The organism is candidate division KSB1 bacterium (assembly GCA_034506335.1).
GTDB lineage: Bacteria > Zhuqueibacterota > Zhuqueibacteria > JANLFK01 > Oleimicrobiaceae > Oleimicrobium.
The window spans coordinates 1-21,311 of record JAPDPR010000025.1; the positions used below are offsets into that span (position 1 = coordinate 1).

Consider the following 21,311-nt stretch of genomic DNA (forward strand, 5'->3'; position numbering starts at 1 on the left):
GCGCACCTATGTGCCCACGATGCTGGAGTACACCACGACCTGGGGCGTGCTGTCCAGCGACAACTATTTTGCGTGCGTCAGCGGCGACGACGTACTGCCTGACCTCTATGTAGGGCGCCTGCCGGTTGCCAGCGCAGAAGAGGCAGGGGCGGTCATCGCCAAGATTATCCAGTACGAGCGCTATCCCCTCCTCGGTCAATGGCGGCGACAACTTGGCTTAATCACGGGTACAGGCACGGCAACGCGTAATGAGTTCGAGATGAACGCCGACTACCTCCAGCGGAACTGCACGCCGCCGGAGATCCGTGTGCGACGATTGTCCACGGACACCCGCTCCCCGCACATGGGAAGCACCGAGGAGCTTGTGAAGCTGTTTGAAGAAGGCACAGTGATCATGAACTTTATCGGCCATGGCGGCGGCGGTGTGTTTTCTGATGAGGAGCTCTTCCAGATCGACGACGTCAAGCTCCTGAAAAACACAATGAAGTTTCCGGTTCTTTTCAGCCTCACCTGTTTCATTGGCTATTTTGATAGCCCGACCAAGGCGTCGCTGGGCGAAGAGTTGCTGCGCGCTCCCGCGCGGGGAATAGTGGCTCACTTCGGCTCGGCAGGAAGGGCGCGCCTGTACGGCGACCAACTGCTAAACGTAGCCCTGTTCAAATCGCTCTTTGTAAACGGGAGGCGCCGCGTGGGCCAGGTCACCACCGAAGGCAAATTGGGCATGCTCGGCGGCGGGTTCCGTTATCCGGATGAGGCAAAGAGTTTCAACCTCATGGGCGACCCGGCTTTGCGCATCGGATTGCCGCCCACCGAAATCCAGCTTTCACTGGCCAAATCGAGCCTCAGCATGGGCGATTCGTTGCTGGTGAGTGGATCTGTCGCTGGTGGGCTGAGTGGCTTAGTGCTACTCGAAGTGGTCAACGATGCCGACTCGGTGGTGGCCGAAAAAGTGGTGCAAGTCAGTAACGGGCGGTTTGAGGCGTGCCTGGCTGAGGTCACTTCAGGGTTTGCCCAGCACTGGCAAGAGGGCAAGGGGCCGGGGGTAGTCCGTGCTTATTTCTGGAATGAACAGACCGACGGGATGGGGGCAATAACGTTCCGCCTCAACGAGCTCCACTTTGTTCAGGTGTTCACCGAACCTCCGTGCCCGGCCCACCTTGACTCGGTGTGGATATCGACAAAGGTGGCGGTTTCTCCGTCGCTGTCGCCTGGCGGGCCTACGGCCGTATACACCGAGTGGTCGCGGAACAGTGCTACCTGGACGCGCATCGACATGACACCGAACGGAGAGGGATTCTACCGCACCGTGGCCCCCATTCAGGTGGAAGGGGGTGCGCGCGTGTATTATCGCATTGTGGCCGAGTACAGTGCCAGCGCGGCCGGTGTTTTGGTGAGCCAGACGTTTTCTTATGAAGTGGCCCGGGCAGCGGACATTGCCGTAAAGGGAGAAAGCATGGTGGTTGCCGGTGTCTCCTCGCTCCAGGTGAGCACCACCATCACCAATGCGGGCGAGGTGGAGACCGGTCCCTTTCTCGTGCACTTGTTCGATGTCACTTCAGGAGCCAGTGCTCTTTTGGCGCCTGAGATTCATATCGGCAACTTGCCCAGGGGTGCGGATACCACGGTCACTTTTGTGTGCAAACACGAGGTGAGCGGGTGGCGTACGCTGCGCGTCGTGGTGGACTCGGCGAGGGCGGTGCGGGAACAAAACCGTGCCAACAATGCGGTGCAACGCACAAGGTGGATTGTACCCCAGGCCACGGGTACGGGCGACTGGGCAATCGCGCCGGACGTGAACTTTTCTCTGAGCATTCCCCCGCAAGCCATGGCCCATAGTACCGCGATTGCAGTGAGCGGCATGATGCTGCAGCACTTTGCCCCAGGCGCTTCCAAGGCGAAGGACCTGGTGCCTGTTCGACTCAAGGACGGGAAGTCCAACTACCTCTACGCCCTCGTGAGTGACGACAGCACGATTAGTTTCACCAGCCCCTATCACGTGACGATGTTTTTTGACAAGGGCGATACGTTGGCAATGCATGCTGCTTCGCTGGGAAGGTTGAAGCTTTATGCCTGGGACGCTCGGGCCTCCCAGTGGGTCTACTTGGACAGCCAGGTGGATGTGCAGGAGGCGAAGGTGTCCGCCACCGCCACCGCGCTCTTCCCGGTGTATGGGCTTTTCGTGAATGCCGACAATCAGGCGCCAACCATTAGGGTCAAATTCGAAGGCCAGACCTTTGCCGATGGTGACTTTGTCCCTGCCAAGCCCAGCATCGTGGCCATTGTTGAGGACGCCAGTCCTCTGGATAATGAACTGCGTCCGGTACGGGTAGTGCTGGACGCAGTCGAGCTGGCGCCGGCAGAGTTTTCAGTCAGATCCACATCGGAAGCACCTAACGTGCTATTTGTGGGGTTCACTCCTGAGCTGGCACCGGGCCCGCACCATCTGCAGGTGACCGCGTATGATGTGCACGGAAACAAGGGGATAGCTGAGGTGTCGTTCGTAGTGAGCGAGCATTTCACCCTGCGCAGCATAGCGAATCACCCAAATCCTTTTGCATCCGAGACGGTGATCGCATTCACCCTCACTGCCGAGGCCGATGAGCTTCAACTGCGCATCTATAGCACCTCTGGGCGTATGGTGCGGGACCTGAGCAATCAGGTAGAATCGGTGGTGGGCTACACTGAGGTGGTGTGGGATGGCCGGGATGAGGAGGGCGACGAAGTGGCCAACGGCGTCTATTTCCTGAAGCTGGTGGCAAAGAAGGGTCAGGCGCGCATAGAGACCATCGAGAAGATAGCGAGACTGCGATAGTAGCACAGTGCGGAGAACGAGCGAAATGACAATCAGTCGTGGCCTACGGTGGGGAGTGACAATTCTGATCGGATGGTTGGCGCTAGTGCACCAGCCGGCGCAGGCTGGGACATACGCCGCGGAGTTCCTGCGAATCGGCGTGGGAGCACGTGCCATAGCCATGGGCGGCGCATTTACCGCTCTGGCCAACGATGGTACTGCCTTCTATTGGAACCCAGCCGGTTTGACGTGTGTGCATCGGGCCGAGCTGACCTTCGAGCACGCACCTCTCTTCGGGGGCATGGCGCACTATAATGTGGCAAGCCTCGCGGTGAGACTCATACCAGCATTAACCGTTGGCGTGGGCTGGATAAGGTTGGGGGTGGAGGACATTCCGCGCTACGGCCCGCTCCAGGAGACGCGATGGGATAGATTCACCAATCCAGCGCTTCGCTCCACGGGCGAGCCAGAAGGGTACTTCCAAGACTCGGAAAACGCCCTCTTGCTTTCCTTTGCCAGGCGCATGGACTTCGAGGTTAGTTTGGGGGTTGGACTGGCGCGAGTGTGGATTCCAGCCGAGCTTAGTTTAGGGGCCAACTTCAAATACCTGGAGCAGAGACTGGACACCTTTGCCGGTCGCGGCGAGGGTCTGGATGCCGGCCTCCTCCTACGCCTCATGAGCGAGTCGATGAGCGATAGCGAGCCACAGAGGACGGTAAGCGTTGGCCTGAGCGTGCACGACCTCTCGCGGACTTCTATGAGGTGGAACACTCCTTCAGGTGCAGTTGATCGTGCGGGGGCGGTGGTGCGCTCCGGTGTGGCCATTTGTCAAACTGTGCCCTTTATTAGATCTCAGGTCACCCTCGCTTTGGACAGAGAGTGGCTGAGTGCCCGCGCGATGTACTTTGGCGGTGAATTGCGAGTGCGAAGGGCGGTAGCACTGCGCGCCGGTTCGAACGATGGCCAGCTTGCCGTCGGCACAGGCCTGCGCCTCGGACGGGTGCAGGTAGACTATGCATTTGTGAGCTACCAGTTGCGCGGCACACATCGGGTGAGCGCAGCGTTTCGCTTCTAGTACCGAAATCAGCTTCAGCGATGGAGGTGACTTAGACGGCGGAGGGGCGGGTGTGGGTCACGTAGGAGCAGGGCGCGGCAGCGTCCTGAGGTGGAAGAGGCCGCTCTTGACCGTCTGAGCTCTCCAGGGCCGGCGTTGCAAGCTGCAACGCCGGCCTTTTGCTTCAGAAAGAGGTGGCACAGGGGATGGCGAGAAACAAGTTGATTTTTACGTGAGATGTGCTAACTTTCCTCTCGTGACGCAGGAGCATGAGACATTGCCGGAGGGTGTACTGTACGGCGGCATCGACCCAAGTGGCAGCTCAGCCCGGCCTAGCGGCGTGGCCGTTTTGGACGGGAGGTTGCAGGTGGTGGACGCCGGGCTAGGCCGGACTGACGAGGAAATCGTGGGATTCTTTACCCCGTACCGGCTCCGTCTCTTCGCCGTGGGACTGGATGGACCTTGCGTGCTGCCCATAGGATTGCATGAGTGCTGTTTTGCGGCCTCCCCCACCTGTGACCATGATCAGCCCAACGGGCGAAAAGGCCGCTTCTGCGAACTGGAATTGGCGCGTCGGGGCATCGGCTGCTTTTTCACCGTGAAAAACTCTTTCGCCAAGGGCTGGGTCTTGCGCAGCCTGCGCCTCTACCGTCAGCTTTGCGCGGTTGGACTCAGAGTGGTAGAAATCTATCCGTACGCCACCAAGCGGCTGCTGCTCGGCGCGCAACTTCCCGCCAAGCAGACGCGGCGCGGAAGGCTGTACCTTGGCCAGATGCTTTCTCGGCTTGGGGTAAGTGTTCCAGAGGACCTCAGCCACCACGAGCTGGATGCGATTGTCGCTGCTTACACAGTCTACTTGCTGGCCCGCGACCTGGCTGAAATGGTGGGGGACGAGGCAGAAGGGTACATTGTCATCCCCAAGAGGGGGGCTCAGCTATGAGTGCCTGGTACCGGGAGTTGTTCGATCGGCTGGGGGTAAAGTACCTTGACTACCCCTTCACCCAAGGCACGAAGCAGGAGGTCTCGTTCCTGATCCAGGCGTTGGCTTTGACGCCGACGACACGTGTGCTCGATATCGGGTGTGGTGCAGGGCGACACTGTATTGAGTTGGCCAAGCGCGGGTTCTGGTCCGTGGGGGTGGACCTCTCGCGGCGCATGGTGCAGGTGGCCCGACAATGTGCTGCCCAGCAAGGGGTCAGCGTGCGGGTGGTCAGGGCGGACGCTCGGGCTCTACCATTCTCCGAAGCGTTTGATGTGGCAATCTCGCTCTGCGAGGGGGCTTTTGGCATCATGGACGGCGACCAGGACGACCACCAGTTTCTGCTTGAAGTTCATCGCGCTCTACGCCCAGGGGCTCTCTTACTCCTTAATGTGCTGCACGCAGCCTTTGCCTTTCGGCATCCAGAAAACGATGACCTTCTGGAGGTAGAACGTTCGGTGGGGCACTGGACGGAGCGAGGAGTGGGCGAGGATGGGGTGCCGTTTGAGCTCAAATGCGTCAATCGCTATTACACCTGCGCAGAGATCCGGCTCCTCCTTGAATTCTGTGGGTTTGAGGTGATCGCGTTTTGGGGCTCCCTTGCGGGCCATTTCGAGCAGCGTCCGGTAGCCTTGGATGATTTTGAGTTCTTGGTCCTCGCTCGGAAACCCACTTCCGGGTAGGCTGGGAGGCGGCGCACCCTCATCCCCGAGTGGCCGGCTGGAACCAAGGGGAGGGTACCGCTTGGACTTCCGCAACTGTGAGCAGATGCAGTATAAGGCAGTATCCATTGCGCTCGCGCTACGCCGCTAAGCCAACAAACCAATTGACTTTTAGGCTACCTTTTTGTAAATTGACACCCGTTTCAGCTAAGGAGATCGACCGTGATCGATGGCGTCAAGCTTAAGCCCCTCCGTGTTATTCCTGATGAACGTGGCCGATTGATGGAGATGTTACGGGCCGACGACGAGATGTTTACCAAGTTCGGTCAGGTGTACATGACCACCACCTACCCAGGAATCATTAAGGGCTGGCACTACCACAAGCTGCAGGAGGACAACATCGTGGTCGTCAAGGGCATGCTCAAGGTGGTGCTGTATGATGACCGTCCGGACTCGCCGACCAGGGGTGAGGTGAACGAGTTTTTCATTGGCGAACACAATCCGATGCTGGTCCATGTGCCAGTGGGGGTGTTGCACGGCTGGAAGTGCATTGGCGAAGAAGAGGCTATCGTTGTCAATACGGTGACCGAGCCCTACAATTATGCCCAGCCGGACGAGTATCGCCTGCCATACGATTCGCCTCAGGTGCCGTATACCTGGGACGTCAAAATGGGTTGACAGAAGGGGGCCAATGACATGACCACATATTTGGTTACGGGCGGTGCGGGGTTCATTGGGAGTAACTACATTCACTATCTCCTCCGCACTTACGACGATGTGCGTGTCATCAACCTTGACAAGCTTACCTATGCTGGCAATCTGAACAATCTGCGCGACGTGGCCCACGACCCCCGCTACCGGTTCGTAAAGGGGGACATTTGCGACCGGGCGCTCGTTGGAGAGCTCATGAAGGGGGTTGATGTCGTGGTCAACTTTGCGGCAGAAAGCCACGTGGACCGCTCCATCGGTGCGCCTGATGATTTTATCAAGACCGACATCTTTGGCGCTTTTGTTCTCCTGGAGTGCGCCCGTGAGCAGCACGTGCGCAAGTTCATCCAGATTAGCACAGACGAAGTATACGGCAGTATTGAGCACGGCTCGTTTACAGAAGAGTCGCCCCTCAAGCCCTCGAGTCCATACTCAGCCTCGAAGGCCGGTGCCGATCGCCTGGCTCATTCCTACTTTGTGACCTACGGGTTGCCGGTGATTATCACCCGGTGTTCCAACAACTTCGGTCCGTATCAGTATCCAGAAAAGCTCATCCCATTGTTTGTAACCAATGCCCTGGACGATAAGGCATTGCCCATCTACGGGGACGGCAAGAACGTCAGGGACTGGATCTACGTGGAGGACCATTGCGAGGCAATCGAACTTCTGGTCCAACGCGGTGTGGATGGAGAGACGTACAACATAGGGGCCGGCAACGAAAGGAGCAATCTGGAGATAACCGCCATTATCCTGGAGGAATTGGAGAAGCCGAAGGAACTGATGACGTTTGTCAAGGATCGCCCGGGGCACGACCGGCGCTACTCGGTGAGCACCAACAAGATCCAAACATTGGGGTGGAAGCCTCGCCACCAGTTCCGCGAGGCGATGGCCGCCACTATCAAGTGGTACCGTGACAATCGCTGGTGGTGGGAACCTTTGAAGAGCGGCGCCTACCTGGAGTACTACCGGGCACATTATCAGCGCGATCTGTAGCATGGGCCGGCAAGGCCCCAGTTCACAGAGTGGAATGGTCATCCAGTTCAGTAGACCGCTCGACCATTCCATTCTTTTTGGAGAGAACGCAGAGTACATCGGGCACAAGACACTTGAAGACCGGAGAGGAGCATATGAAAGAGAAGATCGCAGACAAAAGCGCGAAGATTGGCATCGTGGGGCTGGGTTACGTGGGCCTGCCCTTGGCGGTGGAGTTTGCCAAAAAGGGATTCAGCGTGGTTGGTATTGACAAGTCTGCTGCCAAAGTGGATAAAGTCAACCGGGGCGAAAACTACATCGATGATGTGGACGATACAGAGCTGGCAACCTGCGTGAGGGAGGGGAAGCTTAAAGCCACCGCCAGTTACGACTGTGTCCCAGAGCTGGACGTGGTCTACATCTGCGTGCCGACGCCGTTTACCGACAACAAAGAACCGGACGTGTCATACATCGTGGACTCGGCAACGGAGATCGCGAAAGGCTTGCGCAAGGGTCAACTCATCATCCTGAAAAGCACGACCTTCCCGGAGACGACGGAAAAGATTGTTCAGCCGATTCTGGAAAAGACTGGCCTCAGAGTCGGAGAGGATTTTTTCCTGGCCTTTTCGCCTGAACGGATCGACCCGGGCAACAAGAAGTTCACCACGGCGAACACCCCCACGGTGGTAGGAGGTGTGACCAAGCGTTGCACCGAGCTTGCTTGCGCGATCACAGGGCAGGTGGTGTCGCAAGTGGTGCCGGTTTCCAGCCCGCGCGTGGCGGAGATGGAAAAGCTGTTGGAGAACATCTTCCGCAGCGTAAACATCGCACTAGTTAATGAGCTGGCACGGTTGTGTGATCGCATGGGCGGCATCGATGTGTGGGAGGTGATCGATGCGGCGGCCACCAAGCCGTTCGGGTTCATGCCGTTCTACCCCGGTCCGGGTATCGGTGGGCACTGCATCCTTGTGGACCCGTACTATCTTGCATGGAAGGCACGGGAGTACGACTTTCACACCAACTTTATCGAACTGGCCGCCGAGACTAACGAGGACATGCCCTTTTACGTCATGGGTATGGTGCGGCGCGTGCTGTGTGACCGCGGCATCGCCTTTGGCAAGGCCAAGATCCTCATTTTGGGCGTGGCGTTCAAGCGTGATATCGATGATGTGCGCAACTCACCGGCGCTTAAGGTCATGGAGCTGCTGGTGAACCGTGGAGCCAAGCATGTCTCTTACAACGACCCCTACGTACCTCAGGTGACTGTTGACGGAAAAGAGTTTCGCTCAGTTAAACTGACGAAGCAGGTGCTGGCTGCTTCTGATCTGGTGCTCATCACCACCGACCATTCGTGCTATGATTATGAGCTTATTGTGGGACACGCCAAGAACATTGTGGACACACGTAATGCGACGCGGCACGTGAAGGATCGGGGGAAGAAGGTCACGGTGCTGGGAGGGGGGCGCAGGCTGTAGCAGAGGTTGGCTCATCCGTCGTGACACTTGGGTCAAGAGTTTGTTGCTCGCCCGTCAGCGCGGCATTCGTGGGGACGCGCAGCGTGACGTTGACTTTTCGGCCGAGCAAGGGAGCACTGCTCGCAATAGGGACCGGACGAGGTGAGATGTGTATGAGCTGGTGAGTCGGCTGCTAAAGCACTCCGGTGCCTATGCGGTGGCCACGGTGCTCAACCGGGCGGTGAGCGTGGTGCTGCTGCCGCTTTATACGCGCAGCCTGACAAAGGCCGAATACGGTATGCTGGAAATCATCACCGTCACCTCGACGGTGGTGATGCTGGTGTTACAGCTGGGCATGGATTCGGCGCTCTTCCGCAGTGCCCTTTACCGCCAGGGAGTCGACCGGAAGGTGCTCACCAGCACTGCCCACTACTTTCTGATGGCATGCGCACTGGTGGCGGTGTCTCTTCTTGTTTGCGCGGCAACGCCACTTGCGCATCTTCTCTTTGGCGAGATTAGCTACGCCCGACTCCTCAGGATCATGTTTCTCGGTGATTTTTTCTTGGTATGCAATACTATTCCCATGGCGCGACTGCGCATAGACGAAAAGTCCGGCAAGTTCGCGCTCATTGCAGGTGCCAATTTTGTTCTCACTGTCGGGCTGAACGTGCTTTTCGTGGCTGTGCTCAGGAGGCGCGTGGAGGGTGTGGTGGTGGCCAACACCGTCGCGGCGCTCTGTTTTGCGCTGATCTACACTGCGGTCATTTGGCCTGAGCTGGGGCGGAGCTTCTCCACTTATGAATTGAAGGAGATGCTCAGCTTTGGGCTGCCTTTGGTCCCGGCAGCTGCCTGCAACATGGTCCTGATGATGTCGGACCGGTACCTTCTCCGCTTTCTCGCGGACTTTGATCAGGTGGCGCTGTACAGTGCAGGGATGCGTCTTGGCGTGCTCATGATGTTGGTGGTGAGCGCGTTTCAGCTGGCCTGGCCGGCCATCTTTTTCCCCATTGCCCGGCGCTCGGATGGGCCCCAGATCTTCGCCCGGCTCTTCGAGTTTTTTATGCTGGGAGTGTGCACCATTGCGCTGGGTCTGGCAATTATGGCCCGAGACCTCCTTGAGCTATTGGCGACCAAGAGTTACCTGGAGGGCGCACAGGTGGTGCCATTGATTGTCGCTTCCTTCGTGCTGTACGGAGTCTACTACTACACCGCCATCGGCGTGCAGGTGCGGAAGAAGACCTACTTTCTTCCTCTGGGCATCGGCGTGGCGGCAGCCATCAACCTCTTTCTTGGGTTGTATTTCGTGCCGCGCATGGGGATGATGGGCGCCGCCTGGGCAAAGGTGGCGGCCTATGCAGTGCTGGCGGTGGTGATGTGGGCCATCTCCCAGCGCCTGTACCGGATTCCGTATGACGTGCCCAAGTTCGCCCTGCTGATTGGCATAGGCGCGGCGTTTTTCTCGCTCAGCAGATTGACTCCTCCGCACCTGGGCGTTGCCCCTGTGATGGAGCGTTTGGTCCTGACCTTGGCATTTCCGGCTGTGTTGCTTGCCGTCGGGTACGTTGACCGCCACACGGTGGTTCGTCTGCTGAGCACGGTAGGCCACAGTGTACGTGGGATTCGGTTTCCCGGTAAGAATTCTGCGGCCTAGGAGTCCAGGCCAGGGGAGAGCCCTCAGGTTCTGCAAAGCAGTGCCATGGTGAGCACAGAGTTGAGGTGAACAGATCTGGACCGTGTCTCTGGTAAAGTGGCCCGCAACGCGGTGTTTGTCTTCTTGGGACGGATCGTGGGGTTGGGCCTAAACATGGTCACCATTGTGGTGCTGGCTCGGGCATGGAGCGAGGAGATGTTTGGGATCTTCTCCTACGCTTTGGTGCTGGTCGGCTTTTTTTCGCTGCTTCCGGACTTTGGCATGCAGCCGGTGCTCATTCGTGAGATGGCGCGGTGCCGGTCGCGGGCTGGGGATGTCGTGGGACTTGGCATCCTCAGCAAGCTGGGGCTCTCCCTTCTTTCCTTAGCATTGGCTTCCGGCACCATGCTCTTGTTTTTTCCGGACCCACGGATGCGCATAACGTTTGCCTGGCTCAGCCTGACGATGTTTCTTTCCGCCAAGGTGAACACCATGCGCGTGGTGCTGGAAGGCGTGTTCTACGCAGACATGGATATGGGGCTTCCGGTGATTTTTCAGCTGGTGGACGGCGTACTGCAGGTGGCGTTAGTGGTGGTGTTGGTGGGTCTGGGTGCGACTCCTGCCCAGGTAATTGCCGGCTATGCACTATCCAGTCTGCCGGGTCTGATCCTCACCATTGCCTTCGTGTGGCAGAGAGTGCGCCCGTCCTTTCGGCTAGACGTCGCCGCACTCAAATGGCTCCTTGGGGAGTCTTTCCCGCTATTTTTGTACCTGGGCTTGACGATGCTGCATGAGCGCATGGATGTGCTGTTTCTTAACTCGCTCTGGGGCGAAGGTGCGGTTGGAGTCTATTCCACGGCCTTCCGCTTCACCGCGCCTCTGGGAATTGTGCCCTTTGCCGTGGCTACAGCGCTGTATCCGGTGATGGCAAAGGCGGCCAATGCCGAGGACGCCAGGCTGGGCGTCGCGTTTCGCATGGGTGTAAAGGTGCTACTTGTTGTGGGACTTGCTCTGGGGGTAGTCGGGACCATTCTGGGCCGCCCAGTCTTCTTGATGCTCTTTGGCGAGAGGTTCAGCGAGGCGGCCTTGCCTTTTCAACTGTTGCTCTGGAGCCAGTGTTTCACCTTTCTGGCTTTTTTCATCGTTGACTTTAACAATTCACAAAACCGGCAGGGGCGCAATACGCTGTTCATGTTGTGTATGGTAGGTGCGGCGCTGCCTGTGCAGTGGTTGCTCATCAGCCGCCTGGGCGTGCCTGGGGCTGGCTGGGCTAAGTTGCTGCTCAGCGCGCTTGGACTAGCGGTACTGTGTGCTTTTTCATGGAAAGGCTTCACAAGACAGCAGGCACGCGTGGCGCTGTTCGCGGCCCTGGCGCTGACAGGGTTCGTGGTTGTGGCTCTGGTACATCTGAGGCACCTACTGCCCACGGTGCTTTCAGGCGGGCTGCTCATGCTATTGTTCTGCGTATCTCTGCACCGTGTTTTCTCGCCTGAGGAGAAGGAGCTTTTGCGCCAGGCAGTCAGGACCGCCGTGCCCGGATCCCTGCCCGCGCCGCTTGCCTGACGAGACAGGCCGGGGACCTCGCAGGGACTGCCGGATTACAACCGCTCCTGGATCGTGCAGCAGTTGGGTGCGTGTCAAGTCGCGGCATATGCGACAGAGGGGGGGCCTGGTGGATCCCTCGGGCCGAGCCAGTATGCAGGCCCTTGCGTCAGAGCGCTTAGCCTGCGGCACGTTCTCGGTGTGAGTGGAGCGAGGCGACGTTTTCCATGCGACCGCATCGATCATTGTTCATCCTTCTAGCCATGGCAGGCTTGTCGAGGATTGTCTCATCACGGAGATTTGTGAGGGGGAGAGCAGTCGTGCACCAGTTTCGTGTATGTCGGGTAATCCGCGTGCTCACTTCGTCGTCGCGCCGCCGCGCGAAATGACGGAGTCGGGGAAGGAGAAAGTGAGGTGCTGTGTACCATTCTTCAACGATTACAAGCACGTGAGCTGAGGGCGCGCTGATGGCGGCACGAGTGCTGTTCTGGGTGAGCCTTGTGCTGATCCTTTACACGTATGTGGGCTACTACATCATCCTGGCCCTATGGTCGCGGATTCGCCCACGACGTCGCCGGGTGGATGAGGACTTGTTGCCCACAGTGACAATGGTTGTCGCCGCCCACAACGAGGAAAAGGTGATTCGCGACAAGTTGGCGAATTGCCGGGCGTTAGACTATCCGGCGGGGCGGGTTGAATTCCTCTTCGGTTCTGATGGCAGCACCGACGCCACGGCGGAGCTCATCCGCTCATGCGGGATGGACAACGTGCGCCTGATCGCCTATGCGCAACGCGAGGGCAAGGCGCGTGTGCTCAATAAGCTGGTGCCTGAGGCACGGGGTGAGATACTCGTTTTTTCTGACGCCAACACCATGTACCAGCCAAATGCCTTGCGCAGGATGATGGCGCACTTTGCAGACCCATCAGTAGGTGGCGTATGCGGCTACCTGCGTCTGGTCAGCCCTGACAGACGCGCTAGCAGTCAGGGCGAAGCCGTGTACTGGGACTATGAGAACCGCCTGAAGGATATGGAAGGGAGGATCAAAACCGTATTTGGGGCAACTGGCGGCATCTACGCCATCAGGCGGGAACTGTTCGTGCCCTTGCCCACTACCAAAATGGTAAACGACGATTTCCTCATCCCCCTGCGCGTGGTGGAACAAGGGTACGACGTTGTCTACGAGGGGAGAGCTATAGCCACTGAGTACACCTCGCCGCGCGTCAAAGGGGAATTCTTGCGGAAAGTGAGAATTGGCGCAGCCAATTTCAATGTGCTTCCTGAGATCCGCCACCTTTTGCACCCGAAACGTGGATACGTCGCTTTTGGCTTGTGGTCGCACAAGCTCATCAGGTGGCTGGTGCCGTTCATGCTCGTAGTGCTTTTCGTGAGCAACGTATTTGCCACGGGCGCGCCGTTCTATGATGCCTTCATGGCCCTGCAAGGCGCCTTTTATTGTCTTGTCGTCCTTGGGTGGCTCCTGAGCCTGATGGGCGTCAGGCTGGGGTTGGTGACTTATGCCTACTACTTCGTGGTAATTCACATGGGGCTCCTGGTGGGATTCTTCAAATTCCTGACAGGCAGGCAGCCTGCTGCGTGGACGCGAGTGGAGCGGTAAGGGGACGTGCTCTGGTAGTGACTCGAGGAGGTCTTGGCTGAACAGTGCCAAAGAACGTGCAAAGAGTGCTGCTCTTGCTCTCGGACAGCGCGGCCGCCGTCGGTGTGTTCGTTGTCTGGTGTTGGCTTCGGAAAGGAATGGGTTTCTTCGCCGCCTCCCAGCTGGAGCAGCAGTTGGAACTTGCTGCTATCCTAGCGCTCTTCTGGGTGGTCGTGTTTGGCCTTTCGGGCTTATACCGTCCTTGGTATGCTCAGTCGCGGATGGACGAGCTCATCACGGTGGTGAAGGCGGTGAGCTTTGGCGTCGTGCTGTTGCTATTGGCTACGGCCGACTGGGAGCGGGACCTTTCCCGTCCGCCGGAGCTGAGCCGCATGATGATTGTGAGTTATTGGGGACTGATGGTGGTGGGGGTAGGAACCGGCCGCGTGGCACTGCGCACCTTCCAGCGCAAACTCTTGGAAGCGGGGGTCGGCGTGCGCCGCACCCTCATCGTTGGGTGGAATCCAAAGGCGCGCAAGTTATATGACGACCTCCTTCGCTATCCAGCGTTGGGACACAGAGTGGTTGGGTTTATTGACGCGGTGGCCAAGGAGGGGAAAGGGGAACACCGTGGATGCCCGGTGCTCGGTGGGCTGCGTGAGCTGACTGAGGTGGTAACTAGGGAGCACATCGAAGAAATCCTCATCGCGCTCGAAGGCAACTCACGACGCAAGACTGTAGATGTGATCGCGCGGTGTGAGGGCCTGCCGGTAAACATCAAGATTCAGCCCGACCTCTACGACATTGTTACCGGCCAGATGCGCACCAACCAGATCTACGGCTTTCCGCTCATCGAAGTGTTTCCGCAACTGATGCCGGCATGGGAACGCAAAGCGAAGCGGGCGTTGGATGTGCTAGTATCCGTGGTGGTGCTGGTGGGCTTCTTGCCGTTGTGGCTCTTGGTGGCGCTCCTCATCAAACTGGACTCGCGCGGGCCGGTGTTGTACAAACAGTGCCGGGTGGGCAAAGGGGGAAAGCACTTCGAGATCTACAAGTTTCGATCGATGATCGTTGGTGCGGAAAAGTACACTGGGCCGGTCTGGGCAGGGAAGAAGGACCCTCGGGTCACGCGCGTGGGACGGATCATCAGGCGCCTGCGCATCGATGAGGTGCCGCAGTTCATCAACGTCTTGAAAAACGATATGAGTCTGGTGGGCCCGCGGCCCGAGCGCCCTTACTTTGTGGAAAAACTGAAGCGCCACTTTCGTCTTTACACTAGACGGCTCATGGTCAAGCCAGGCATAACCGGGTGGGCGCAGATTAAAGGCGCCTATGACGAGTCCTTGGAGGATGTGAAGAAGAAACTGGAGTATGACTTTTATTACGTGGAGAACATGTCGTTGCGCATGGACTTGAAGATTATCCTCAGAACCATTTGGGTCATGCTTACAGGGAAGGGTCAATAGAGAAAGGCGAACGATGCTGGACCTGAAATTCATCCGTGAGAACGTGGAGCTTGTGCGTCAGGCGATCCACAACAAGAGGGAAAGGGTCGATTTGGATCGATTGTTGGAGCTGGACGCAGAGCGGCGAAACATACTGGCCGAAGTTGAGGCGCTGAAGGCACGGCGCAACAAGGTTTCGGAAACCATCGCTGTGCTCAAGAAGCAGGGCCAGGACACTTCCTCGCTCATAAGGGAGATGGGACAAGTAGCCGACCGCATCAAAGAACTGGACGCTCGCCTGGGAGAGCTGGAAGAAGACCTCCTCCAGGTCCAAGTCCGTATCCCCAATATCCCCCATGCCAGCGTCCCAGTGGGCGACGAATCGGCCAATGTGGTCATAAAGCAGTGGGGAACCATCGAGCCCTTTGACTTTCAGCCCAAGACCCATTGGGAGCTCGGTGAGAGCCTCGGTCTTCTCGATCTTGCCCGCGGCGCGAAGGTGGCCGGTGCGTTCTTCGTTAGCTTCCGTGGACTTGGGGCGAAACTGGAGCGCGCGCTCATCAACTTCATGCTGGATCTCCACGTCAACGAACAAGGCTACACCGAGGTTTTCCCGCCGTTCGTGACGAAGCGCGAGAGCATGTTCGGCACAGGGCAACTGCCCAAGTTGGAAAAGGACATGTACCGGATCGAAGAGGACGACCTTTTCCTGATCCCCACCGCTGAGGTGCCTGTCACGAACCTCCATCGGGACGAAATCCTGGACGGCGCTGATCTGCCCATCTATTACACGGCCTATACCCCCTGCTTCCGGCGGGAGGCCGGCTCGTACGGCAGGGACACGCGCGGGCTGGTGCGCATTCACCAGTTTGACAAGGTGGAAATGGTGAAATTCGTCAAGCCGGAAACGTCCTACGATGAGCTGGAAAGCCTGCTTGCCGACGCCGAAGCGGTTGTGCAGCGTCTTGGGCTGCCCTACCGAGTGAAGGTGCTCGCCACGGGTGATTTGAGCTTTGCTGCTGCCAAGTGCTACGACATCGAAGTGTGGGCTGCGGGTATCGGCAAGTGGTTGGAGGTTTCTTCGTGCAGCAATTTCGAGGCCTTTCAGGCACGCCGGGCAAATATCCGGTTCCGTCGCACCAAAGGGTCTAAGCCTGAGTATGTGCATACCCTCAATGGCTCTGGTCTGGCGTTGCCGCGGACGGTCATTGCCATCCTGGAAAACTACCAGACAGATGAGGGCACAGTAGTTGTGCCCGAAGCGCTTCGGCCGTATATGGGAGTCGACGTGCTCCGCTGAGCGCTTCGCTTTTCCCTAGCGGCCCTTCTTTAGATTCGCCGGAGGTACCGTGGAACCTACAGGATGGGTCTCTGTACTTCCCCCGGTCGTTGCGATTGCCTTAGCCATTTGGAGTAGGCAGGTGTTCATTTCATTGTTCGTGGGCATCTGGCTAGGATGGACGATTCTGAGCGCGTGGAATCCAGTGGCAGGGCTGGTGCAGGCGTTGGAAGGGTGTGTGCGCGTCTTTCAAGACCCTGGCAATGCCAAGGTTATCCTTTTCAGCGCCATGGTGGGTGCACTAATTACTTTCACTCAGTACTCTGGCGGGATGGATGGATTTGTCAACTGGGTGAGCAGGCGAGGTCTCGTGAACAGTCGGCGGAGTGCCGGGCTCTTGGCGTGGGTGCTGGGAGTCGTGGTTTTTGTTGAGTCGAGCATTTGCGTGCTGATCTCTGGCACGGTGTGTAGACCGTTGTTCGATCGTCTGCGTGTGTCGCGTGAGAAGTTGGCCTACATCTGCGATTCCACTTCTGCCCCCAAGTGCATTATGATTCCGCTGAACGCCTGGGGTGCTTTCGTGATCGGCCTGCTGACCGAGCAGCGGGTGGAAGACCCTGTGCGCTGGCTGGTCTCGTCCATGCCGCTTAACTTTTATGCCATCCTGGCCCTGCTGTTGGTCCTGCTTGTGGTGCTACTGGGCCGTGACATCGGTCCTATGCGCGCAGCCGAGCGACGCGTGCGCGAGGAGGGGAAGGTGCTTCGCGACGGTGCCGAACCTTTGGTCTCCGCCGACGTGACGGCAGTGAGCGCAAAACCCGGCGTGCCTGCGCGAGCTGTCAATGCAATTCTGCCCATTGGGGTTATGGTAGCGATGATGCCGCTCGGCTTGCTGATCACAGGCCAGGGAAACCTGATGCGAGGCTCCGGTTCCACTGCCGTGTTTTGGGCGGTGATTGCCGCGGTTGGCGTCGCGGCGGTGGCCTATCGGGTGCAGGGCATCATGACCGTGCGAGAAATCACCGACCAGTTCATGAAAGGCGTAGGCGGATTAGTGCCATTGGCGCTCCTGATGGTCTTTGCCTTTGCGATAGGGGCGGTGTGTCGCGAGCTGGGCACAGGTCCGTTTGTGGCGAATATCGCCAGAGTGTGGGTTGCCCCTGGGGTCGTGCCCGCGCTCCTTTTTCTGGCTGCATGTGTGGTCGCCTTCTCCACTGGCACCTCTTTCGGCACATTTGCTATCATGATTCCCATTGCCGTACCGATGGTGGGGCCCATGGGGCTGCATCCCGGCCTGGTGCTCTCGGCCGTGCTGGGCGGAGGCGTGTTTGGCGACCACTGCTCGCCCATATCCGACACCACCATCATATCTTCGATGGCAGCGGCCACAGACCACATAGACCACGTGAATACGCAGCTCCCCTATGCCCTTGTGGCCGCAGGCCTTGCCACGGTCCTTTATCTGATTGTTGGCTTTGCAACCAGCGGGTGATCCGCGTGATGAGAATCGGGCTCATAGCCGACACCCACGGCCAGCTTCACCCTTCGGTGGGAAAACACTTTGCTGGGGTGGAACTGATCCTGCATGCCGGCGACATCGGCTCGCCAAAGGTGCTGGAGGAGCTGGCGGCGATTGCACCCGTGCAGGCGGTCGCGGGAAACATGGACCGTCCGCCGTTAAGCACCTCCCATCCGAAGTATCGATTCCTCGAGCTCCAGGCGGTGTCGATCCTCTTGGTCCACCGGGCTCCGTCTCGAGTTGAACTGGACGACCTTGCAAGGACTTGGCGGAGGCGACCGAGGGTTGTGGTGCACGGGCACACGCACTGTCCACGCCAGGAATGGCGATCCGGGATTCTGTTCGTAAACCCCGGTCCGGCCGGCGGTCGCGGCGATACGTTCTCCGTCGCTATCCTCACACTCCAAGAAGATGATGCTCCTTCGGTTGTCTTTTGCGACTTGTAACCTACAACTGAGCCCTGCTCGAGCGCCTGTCGGGGCCGAGCCCTCAGGTGAGAATGGGAAACCGCAATAGGGCCAAGAAACGCTTGATATGTTCCAATGAAATGGCTACATTTGTCGGCGGCTGTTCGCGCGGTCTTCTGCGGTGGCTTTTGGGAAGGTGCTCCGGCGATGCCTGCGTGTTGGTGGGCCGCCAAGTTGTGGACGGGATGTGACAATACTTCGAGGAGTGCACCAGATGGGTGATTCTTCGCCTGGGAACAAGGTAGGTGTTGCTGTGCTCTGTGGGTTTCTCCTCTGGTGGGGGCTTTTTCTTGTCGCCTCGGCACAGGAGCGGGAGCGGCTGCTGGAACAACTCTTTCCTCGCACCGGCAAGGCCCAGCTCGCCGGTGAGACCACGGTGGCGCTTGAGGAACCGGTCGATCCGAAAACCTACATTGTGGGGCCATCGGACCGAATCACAGTCTCCATCTGGGGTAGCCCATCGGTCAGCTATGAGCTCACGGTCACACCCGAAGGGACGCTGCTGGTCCCTACGGTGGGTGAGATTCAAGTGGCGGAGCTTACCTTAGCTGAGGTTAAAGATCGTACGATAGCAGAGGTGCGCAAAAAGTACGTGGCCGGGCAGATCACAGTCACGCTGACGCAACCCCGGTCGGTGGTGGTAACAGTCGCTGGTCTGGTTATCAAGCAAGGCTCCTACACTCTACTGGCCACCGAGCGGGTGGACAAGGCGATCTCATTGGCAAACGCGGCCATGGACACGGTGCGGGAGGAGCGGGAGCGGCAACGCGCAATGCTGCAGAAGGCTTCGACGCGCAACATCCTCCTGCGGCGGCGTGACGGCACAATCCATCGGGTGGACTTGGCTCGCTTTTATGCGACACGAAACGCCAGCACAAACCCCTATCTGCTCAACGGCGATGTGATTCTGGTGCCGCGCAGGGACTTGACAAAGGACTTTGTGAGCATCTACGGCGGCGTGACCGCACCGGGGGAATATGAGTTCGTGGAAGGTGATCGTCTGACCGATCTCTTTCTCATCAGCCATGGCCTCACGCCACTTGCTGACTCCAGCTACGTTGAGATTTCCCGTCTCGATAGCACGGGCAATCGGATGATCAACTGGGTCGTGGATGGTAAGGCCGTGCTCGCAGGGCAAGCAGAGGACTTGCTTTTACAGCGGGGCGACAGAGTCTTTGTGCGCGAGAGGACACAGGAGCGACGCAATTTTGTCGTTGAAGTTCAGGGAGAGGTCCGCTACCCGGGGGTCTATCCGATCACCAAAGAGAGCACCAGGCTTTCCCAAGTCATCCGCAGTGCAGGAGGTTTCACCGAACATGCTTTCTTGCCTGGGGCGGAGATCATTCGTACTTCGGTATCGGAGAAAGAGGTGGATCTTGAGCGTCTCCTCAGCTCGCGTGGTTACATCACACCCGTGGATAGCGCCTATTACAATACTGAGACGAGCATTCGCCTGCGGCGGGAGGTGGTGGCCGTAGACTTTGAACGCCTTTTCGTGCACGGGGACTCCACGCAAGACGTTACCCTCCATGCGTGGGACGTGATTCGTGTTCCGGCGAGAAAGAAAACCGTGTACGTATTTGGTCAGGTTGTGAGCCCTGGACATGTGCCCTACGAGGAGGGCAAAGGTTATGAGTACTACATCCGCAAGGCCGGCGGGTACGCTAAACGGGCGCGCAAAGGCGATGTGAAGATCATCAAGGGTAGGACCAAGCAGTGGCTTGACGTGGGCAAGACGGTAGTGGAAGAGGGGGATAACATCTGGGTCCCGATGAAGCCTCATCGTGATTTTGCCTACTACATGAACCTTTACGGACAGGTGTCAAGCGCGGTAAGCGTGATCGTGGGCATTGGCGTGCTGATCATGCAAGCCTCAAAGTGAGCGCACAGACCAGCGCCCCAATTCTGTGGAGAGTTGTATGGCACCGCAAAGACCAAGACGTGACGAGGAAGGGGACGGTCAGTTTCGTTCCTCCTCTCTGTTTGACTACTTGTACGTCCTTTTCAAACGACGGCGGTTCATACTCCTGACCGTTCTCACGGTTGCAGTGGTGACGGCTTTGGTGAGTCTGTTCCTGCCAAACTGGTACGCGGCAAGGGCCTCCCTACTTCCCCCCAAGCGACCTGGCGGAATTGCCGGCATGCTGGAAGGCGGCCTCTCTTCTCTCATGAAGAACCTGTCCGGCCTTAGCCGAGGCCTTGGCGGGTCAGAAGAGGCTTATAGCTACCTGGCCATTCTCCAGAGCCGCACGGCGATGGAAGCGGTCGTGCAGAAGTTTGACCTGGTAAAGGTGTACAAGATCAAGGACGGTTCCGTTGAGAAAGCCGTGCGCAAGCTCAGCAGGAACGCGGAGTTTGACATAGGCAGTGAGGGGAACATCAACATCACGGTGTACGACCGGGACCGGCAGCGCGCCGCGGACATGGCCAACTACTTCATCGAGGTGCTGAATGAAATCAGCGTACGTCTCGGCACCCAGGAGGCGCGCAACAACCGAGAATTCGTGGAGAAGCGCTACCACGAAAACCTGCGCGACCTGCGACTGGCTGAGGACAGTCTGAAGGCGTTTCAGCAACGCTACGGCATCTACGCCCTGAGCGAGCAGACGGAGGCAGCAATCAAGGGGGCGGCGGAGCTCAAGGGCGAGGTCACAGCAAAAGAGATTGCCCTGCGTATCGCCGAACGGAGCCTTGGAACCGACAACCCGGAAACGCAAGCGCTACGCCTCCAGGTGGCGGAGATGAACCGCAAGCTTCGCGAGATGAAGTTCGGGACGGATGATTGGTTTTCGGGCCGGTCTCTCAACTTGTTTGTTCCCTTCAAGGACGTCCCAGAGTTGGGGATGGAGTACATCCGGCGGTACAGAGAGTTTGAGATTCAGAACAAGCTGATGGAATTTCTGCTGCCGTTGTACGAGCAGGCCAAGCTTGAAGAGCAGAAGGAAATGCCTGTGGTGCTTGTGCTGGACCGCGCGGTGCCACCGGAGCGGAAAGCCAAGCCGCGGCGGAGTCTGTTGGTAATCATCTTCACCGCTCTGGCGGCGCTCTTTGCTACCTCGGCAGCATTCGTGGCGGAGATATACGAGCGCGAAAAGGAGCACAATCCCAGGGTGGCTGCCCTGGCCGAGGCCATACCCGGCAGACGGGCATACCAGCACGTCGTCCGCTCCGTCAAGAGGTTTCCTCTCCTGCAGGGGAAGCATAGGGGGTAAGG

Annotated in this window: 16 protein-coding genes; all 16 read left to right on the forward strand. The window is 58.4% G+C overall.

Annotation, left to right across the window (positions count from 1 at the left end; genetic code table 11):
- The coding region (locus ONB25_08695; GenBank protein MDZ7392956.1) for a C25 family cysteine peptidase at window positions 1–2,812 on the forward strand (2,812 nt) is incomplete at its 5' end.
- Between the two features lie 25 nt (window positions 2,813–2,837).
- Entirely contained in the window at window positions 2,838–3,866 is a 1,029-nt protein-coding gene (locus tag ONB25_08700; protein MDZ7392957.1) for a UPF0164 family protein, read from the forward strand.
- Window positions 3,867–4,122: 256 nt separating this feature from the next.
- Window positions 4,123–4,785 carry a DUF429 domain-containing protein gene (locus ONB25_08705; GenBank protein MDZ7392958.1) on the forward strand — a complete coding sequence of 221 codons (663 nt, stop codon included), beginning with the start codon at window positions 4,123–4,125 and terminating at the stop codon, window positions 4,783–4,785.
- Entirely contained in the window at window positions 4,782–5,507 is a 726-nt protein-coding gene (locus tag ONB25_08710) for a methyltransferase domain-containing protein (GenBank protein MDZ7392959.1), read from the forward strand. Before ONB25_08705 ends, ONB25_08710 begins: the two co-directional genes overlap by 4 nt.
- Before the next feature lie 201 nt (window positions 5,508–5,708).
- Window positions 5,709–6,164 carry a dTDP-4-dehydrorhamnose 3,5-epimerase family protein gene (locus ONB25_08715; GenBank protein ID MDZ7392960.1) on the forward strand — a complete coding sequence of 152 codons (456 nt, stop codon included), beginning with the start codon at window positions 5,709–5,711 and terminating at the stop codon, window positions 6,162–6,164.
- Between the two features lie 18 nt (window positions 6,165–6,182).
- The gene (gene rfbB / locus ONB25_08720) at window positions 6,183–7,187 is read left to right on the forward strand and encodes a dTDP-glucose 4,6-dehydratase (protein MDZ7392961.1); all 1,005 of its coding nucleotides are present in this window, start codon (window positions 6,183–6,185) and stop codon (window positions 7,185–7,187) included.
- Window positions 7,188–7,321: 134 nt separating this feature from the next.
- The gene (locus tag ONB25_08725; GenBank protein MDZ7392962.1) at window positions 7,322–8,641 is read left to right on the forward strand and encodes a nucleotide sugar dehydrogenase; all 1,320 of its coding nucleotides are present in this window, start codon (window positions 7,322–7,324) and stop codon (window positions 8,639–8,641) included.
- A gap of 148 nt (window positions 8,642–8,789) precedes the next feature.
- Entirely contained in the window at window positions 8,790–10,271 is a 1,482-nt protein-coding gene (locus tag ONB25_08730; GenBank protein ID MDZ7392963.1) for an oligosaccharide flippase family protein, read from the forward strand.
- Between the two features lie 111 nt (window positions 10,272–10,382).
- Complete coding sequence (locus ONB25_08735) at window positions 10,383–11,813, forward strand: flippase (GenBank protein ID MDZ7392964.1); 1,431 nt, start codon at window positions 10,383–10,385, stop codon at window positions 11,811–11,813.
- Between the two features lie 446 nt (window positions 11,814–12,259).
- Window positions 12,260–13,408: a glycosyltransferase family 2 protein gene (locus tag ONB25_08740; GenBank protein ID MDZ7392965.1), complete on the forward strand. Its 1,149-nt coding sequence runs from the start codon at window positions 12,260–12,262 to the stop codon at window positions 13,406–13,408.
- 44 nt (window positions 13,409–13,452) lie between these two features.
- Window positions 13,453–14,853, forward strand: coding sequence for a sugar transferase (locus ONB25_08745; protein MDZ7392966.1), 1,401 nt, complete (start codon window positions 13,453–13,455; stop codon window positions 14,851–14,853).
- 13 nt (window positions 14,854–14,866) lie between these two features.
- Window positions 14,867–16,132, forward strand: a complete 1,266-nt coding sequence (gene serS, locus ONB25_08750; GenBank protein MDZ7392967.1) for a serine--tRNA ligase — start codon at window positions 14,867–14,869, stop codon at window positions 16,130–16,132.
- A gap of 49 nt (window positions 16,133–16,181) precedes the next feature.
- Window positions 16,182–17,603, forward strand: coding sequence for a sodium:solute symporter (locus ONB25_08755; GenBank protein MDZ7392968.1), 1,422 nt, complete (start codon window positions 16,182–16,184; stop codon window positions 17,601–17,603).
- An 8-nt stretch (window positions 17,604–17,611) separates the two neighbouring features.
- Window positions 17,612–18,076 (forward strand): metallophosphatase family protein, encoded by a 465-nt coding sequence (locus tag ONB25_08760; protein MDZ7392969.1) that lies wholly within the window; start codon window positions 17,612–17,614, stop codon window positions 18,074–18,076.
- A 235-nt stretch (window positions 18,077–18,311) separates the two neighbouring features.
- Window positions 18,312–19,979 (forward strand): SLBB domain-containing protein, encoded by a 1,668-nt coding sequence (locus ONB25_08765; protein MDZ7392970.1) that lies wholly within the window; start codon window positions 18,312–18,314, stop codon window positions 19,977–19,979.
- A 37-nt stretch (window positions 19,980–20,016) separates the two neighbouring features.
- On the forward strand, window positions 20,017–21,309 hold the full coding sequence (locus ONB25_08770) for a Wzz/FepE/Etk N-terminal domain-containing protein (protein ID MDZ7392971.1): 1,293 nt from the start codon (window positions 20,017–20,019) through the stop codon (window positions 21,307–21,309).
- Window positions 21,310–21,311 lie beyond the last annotated feature (2 nt).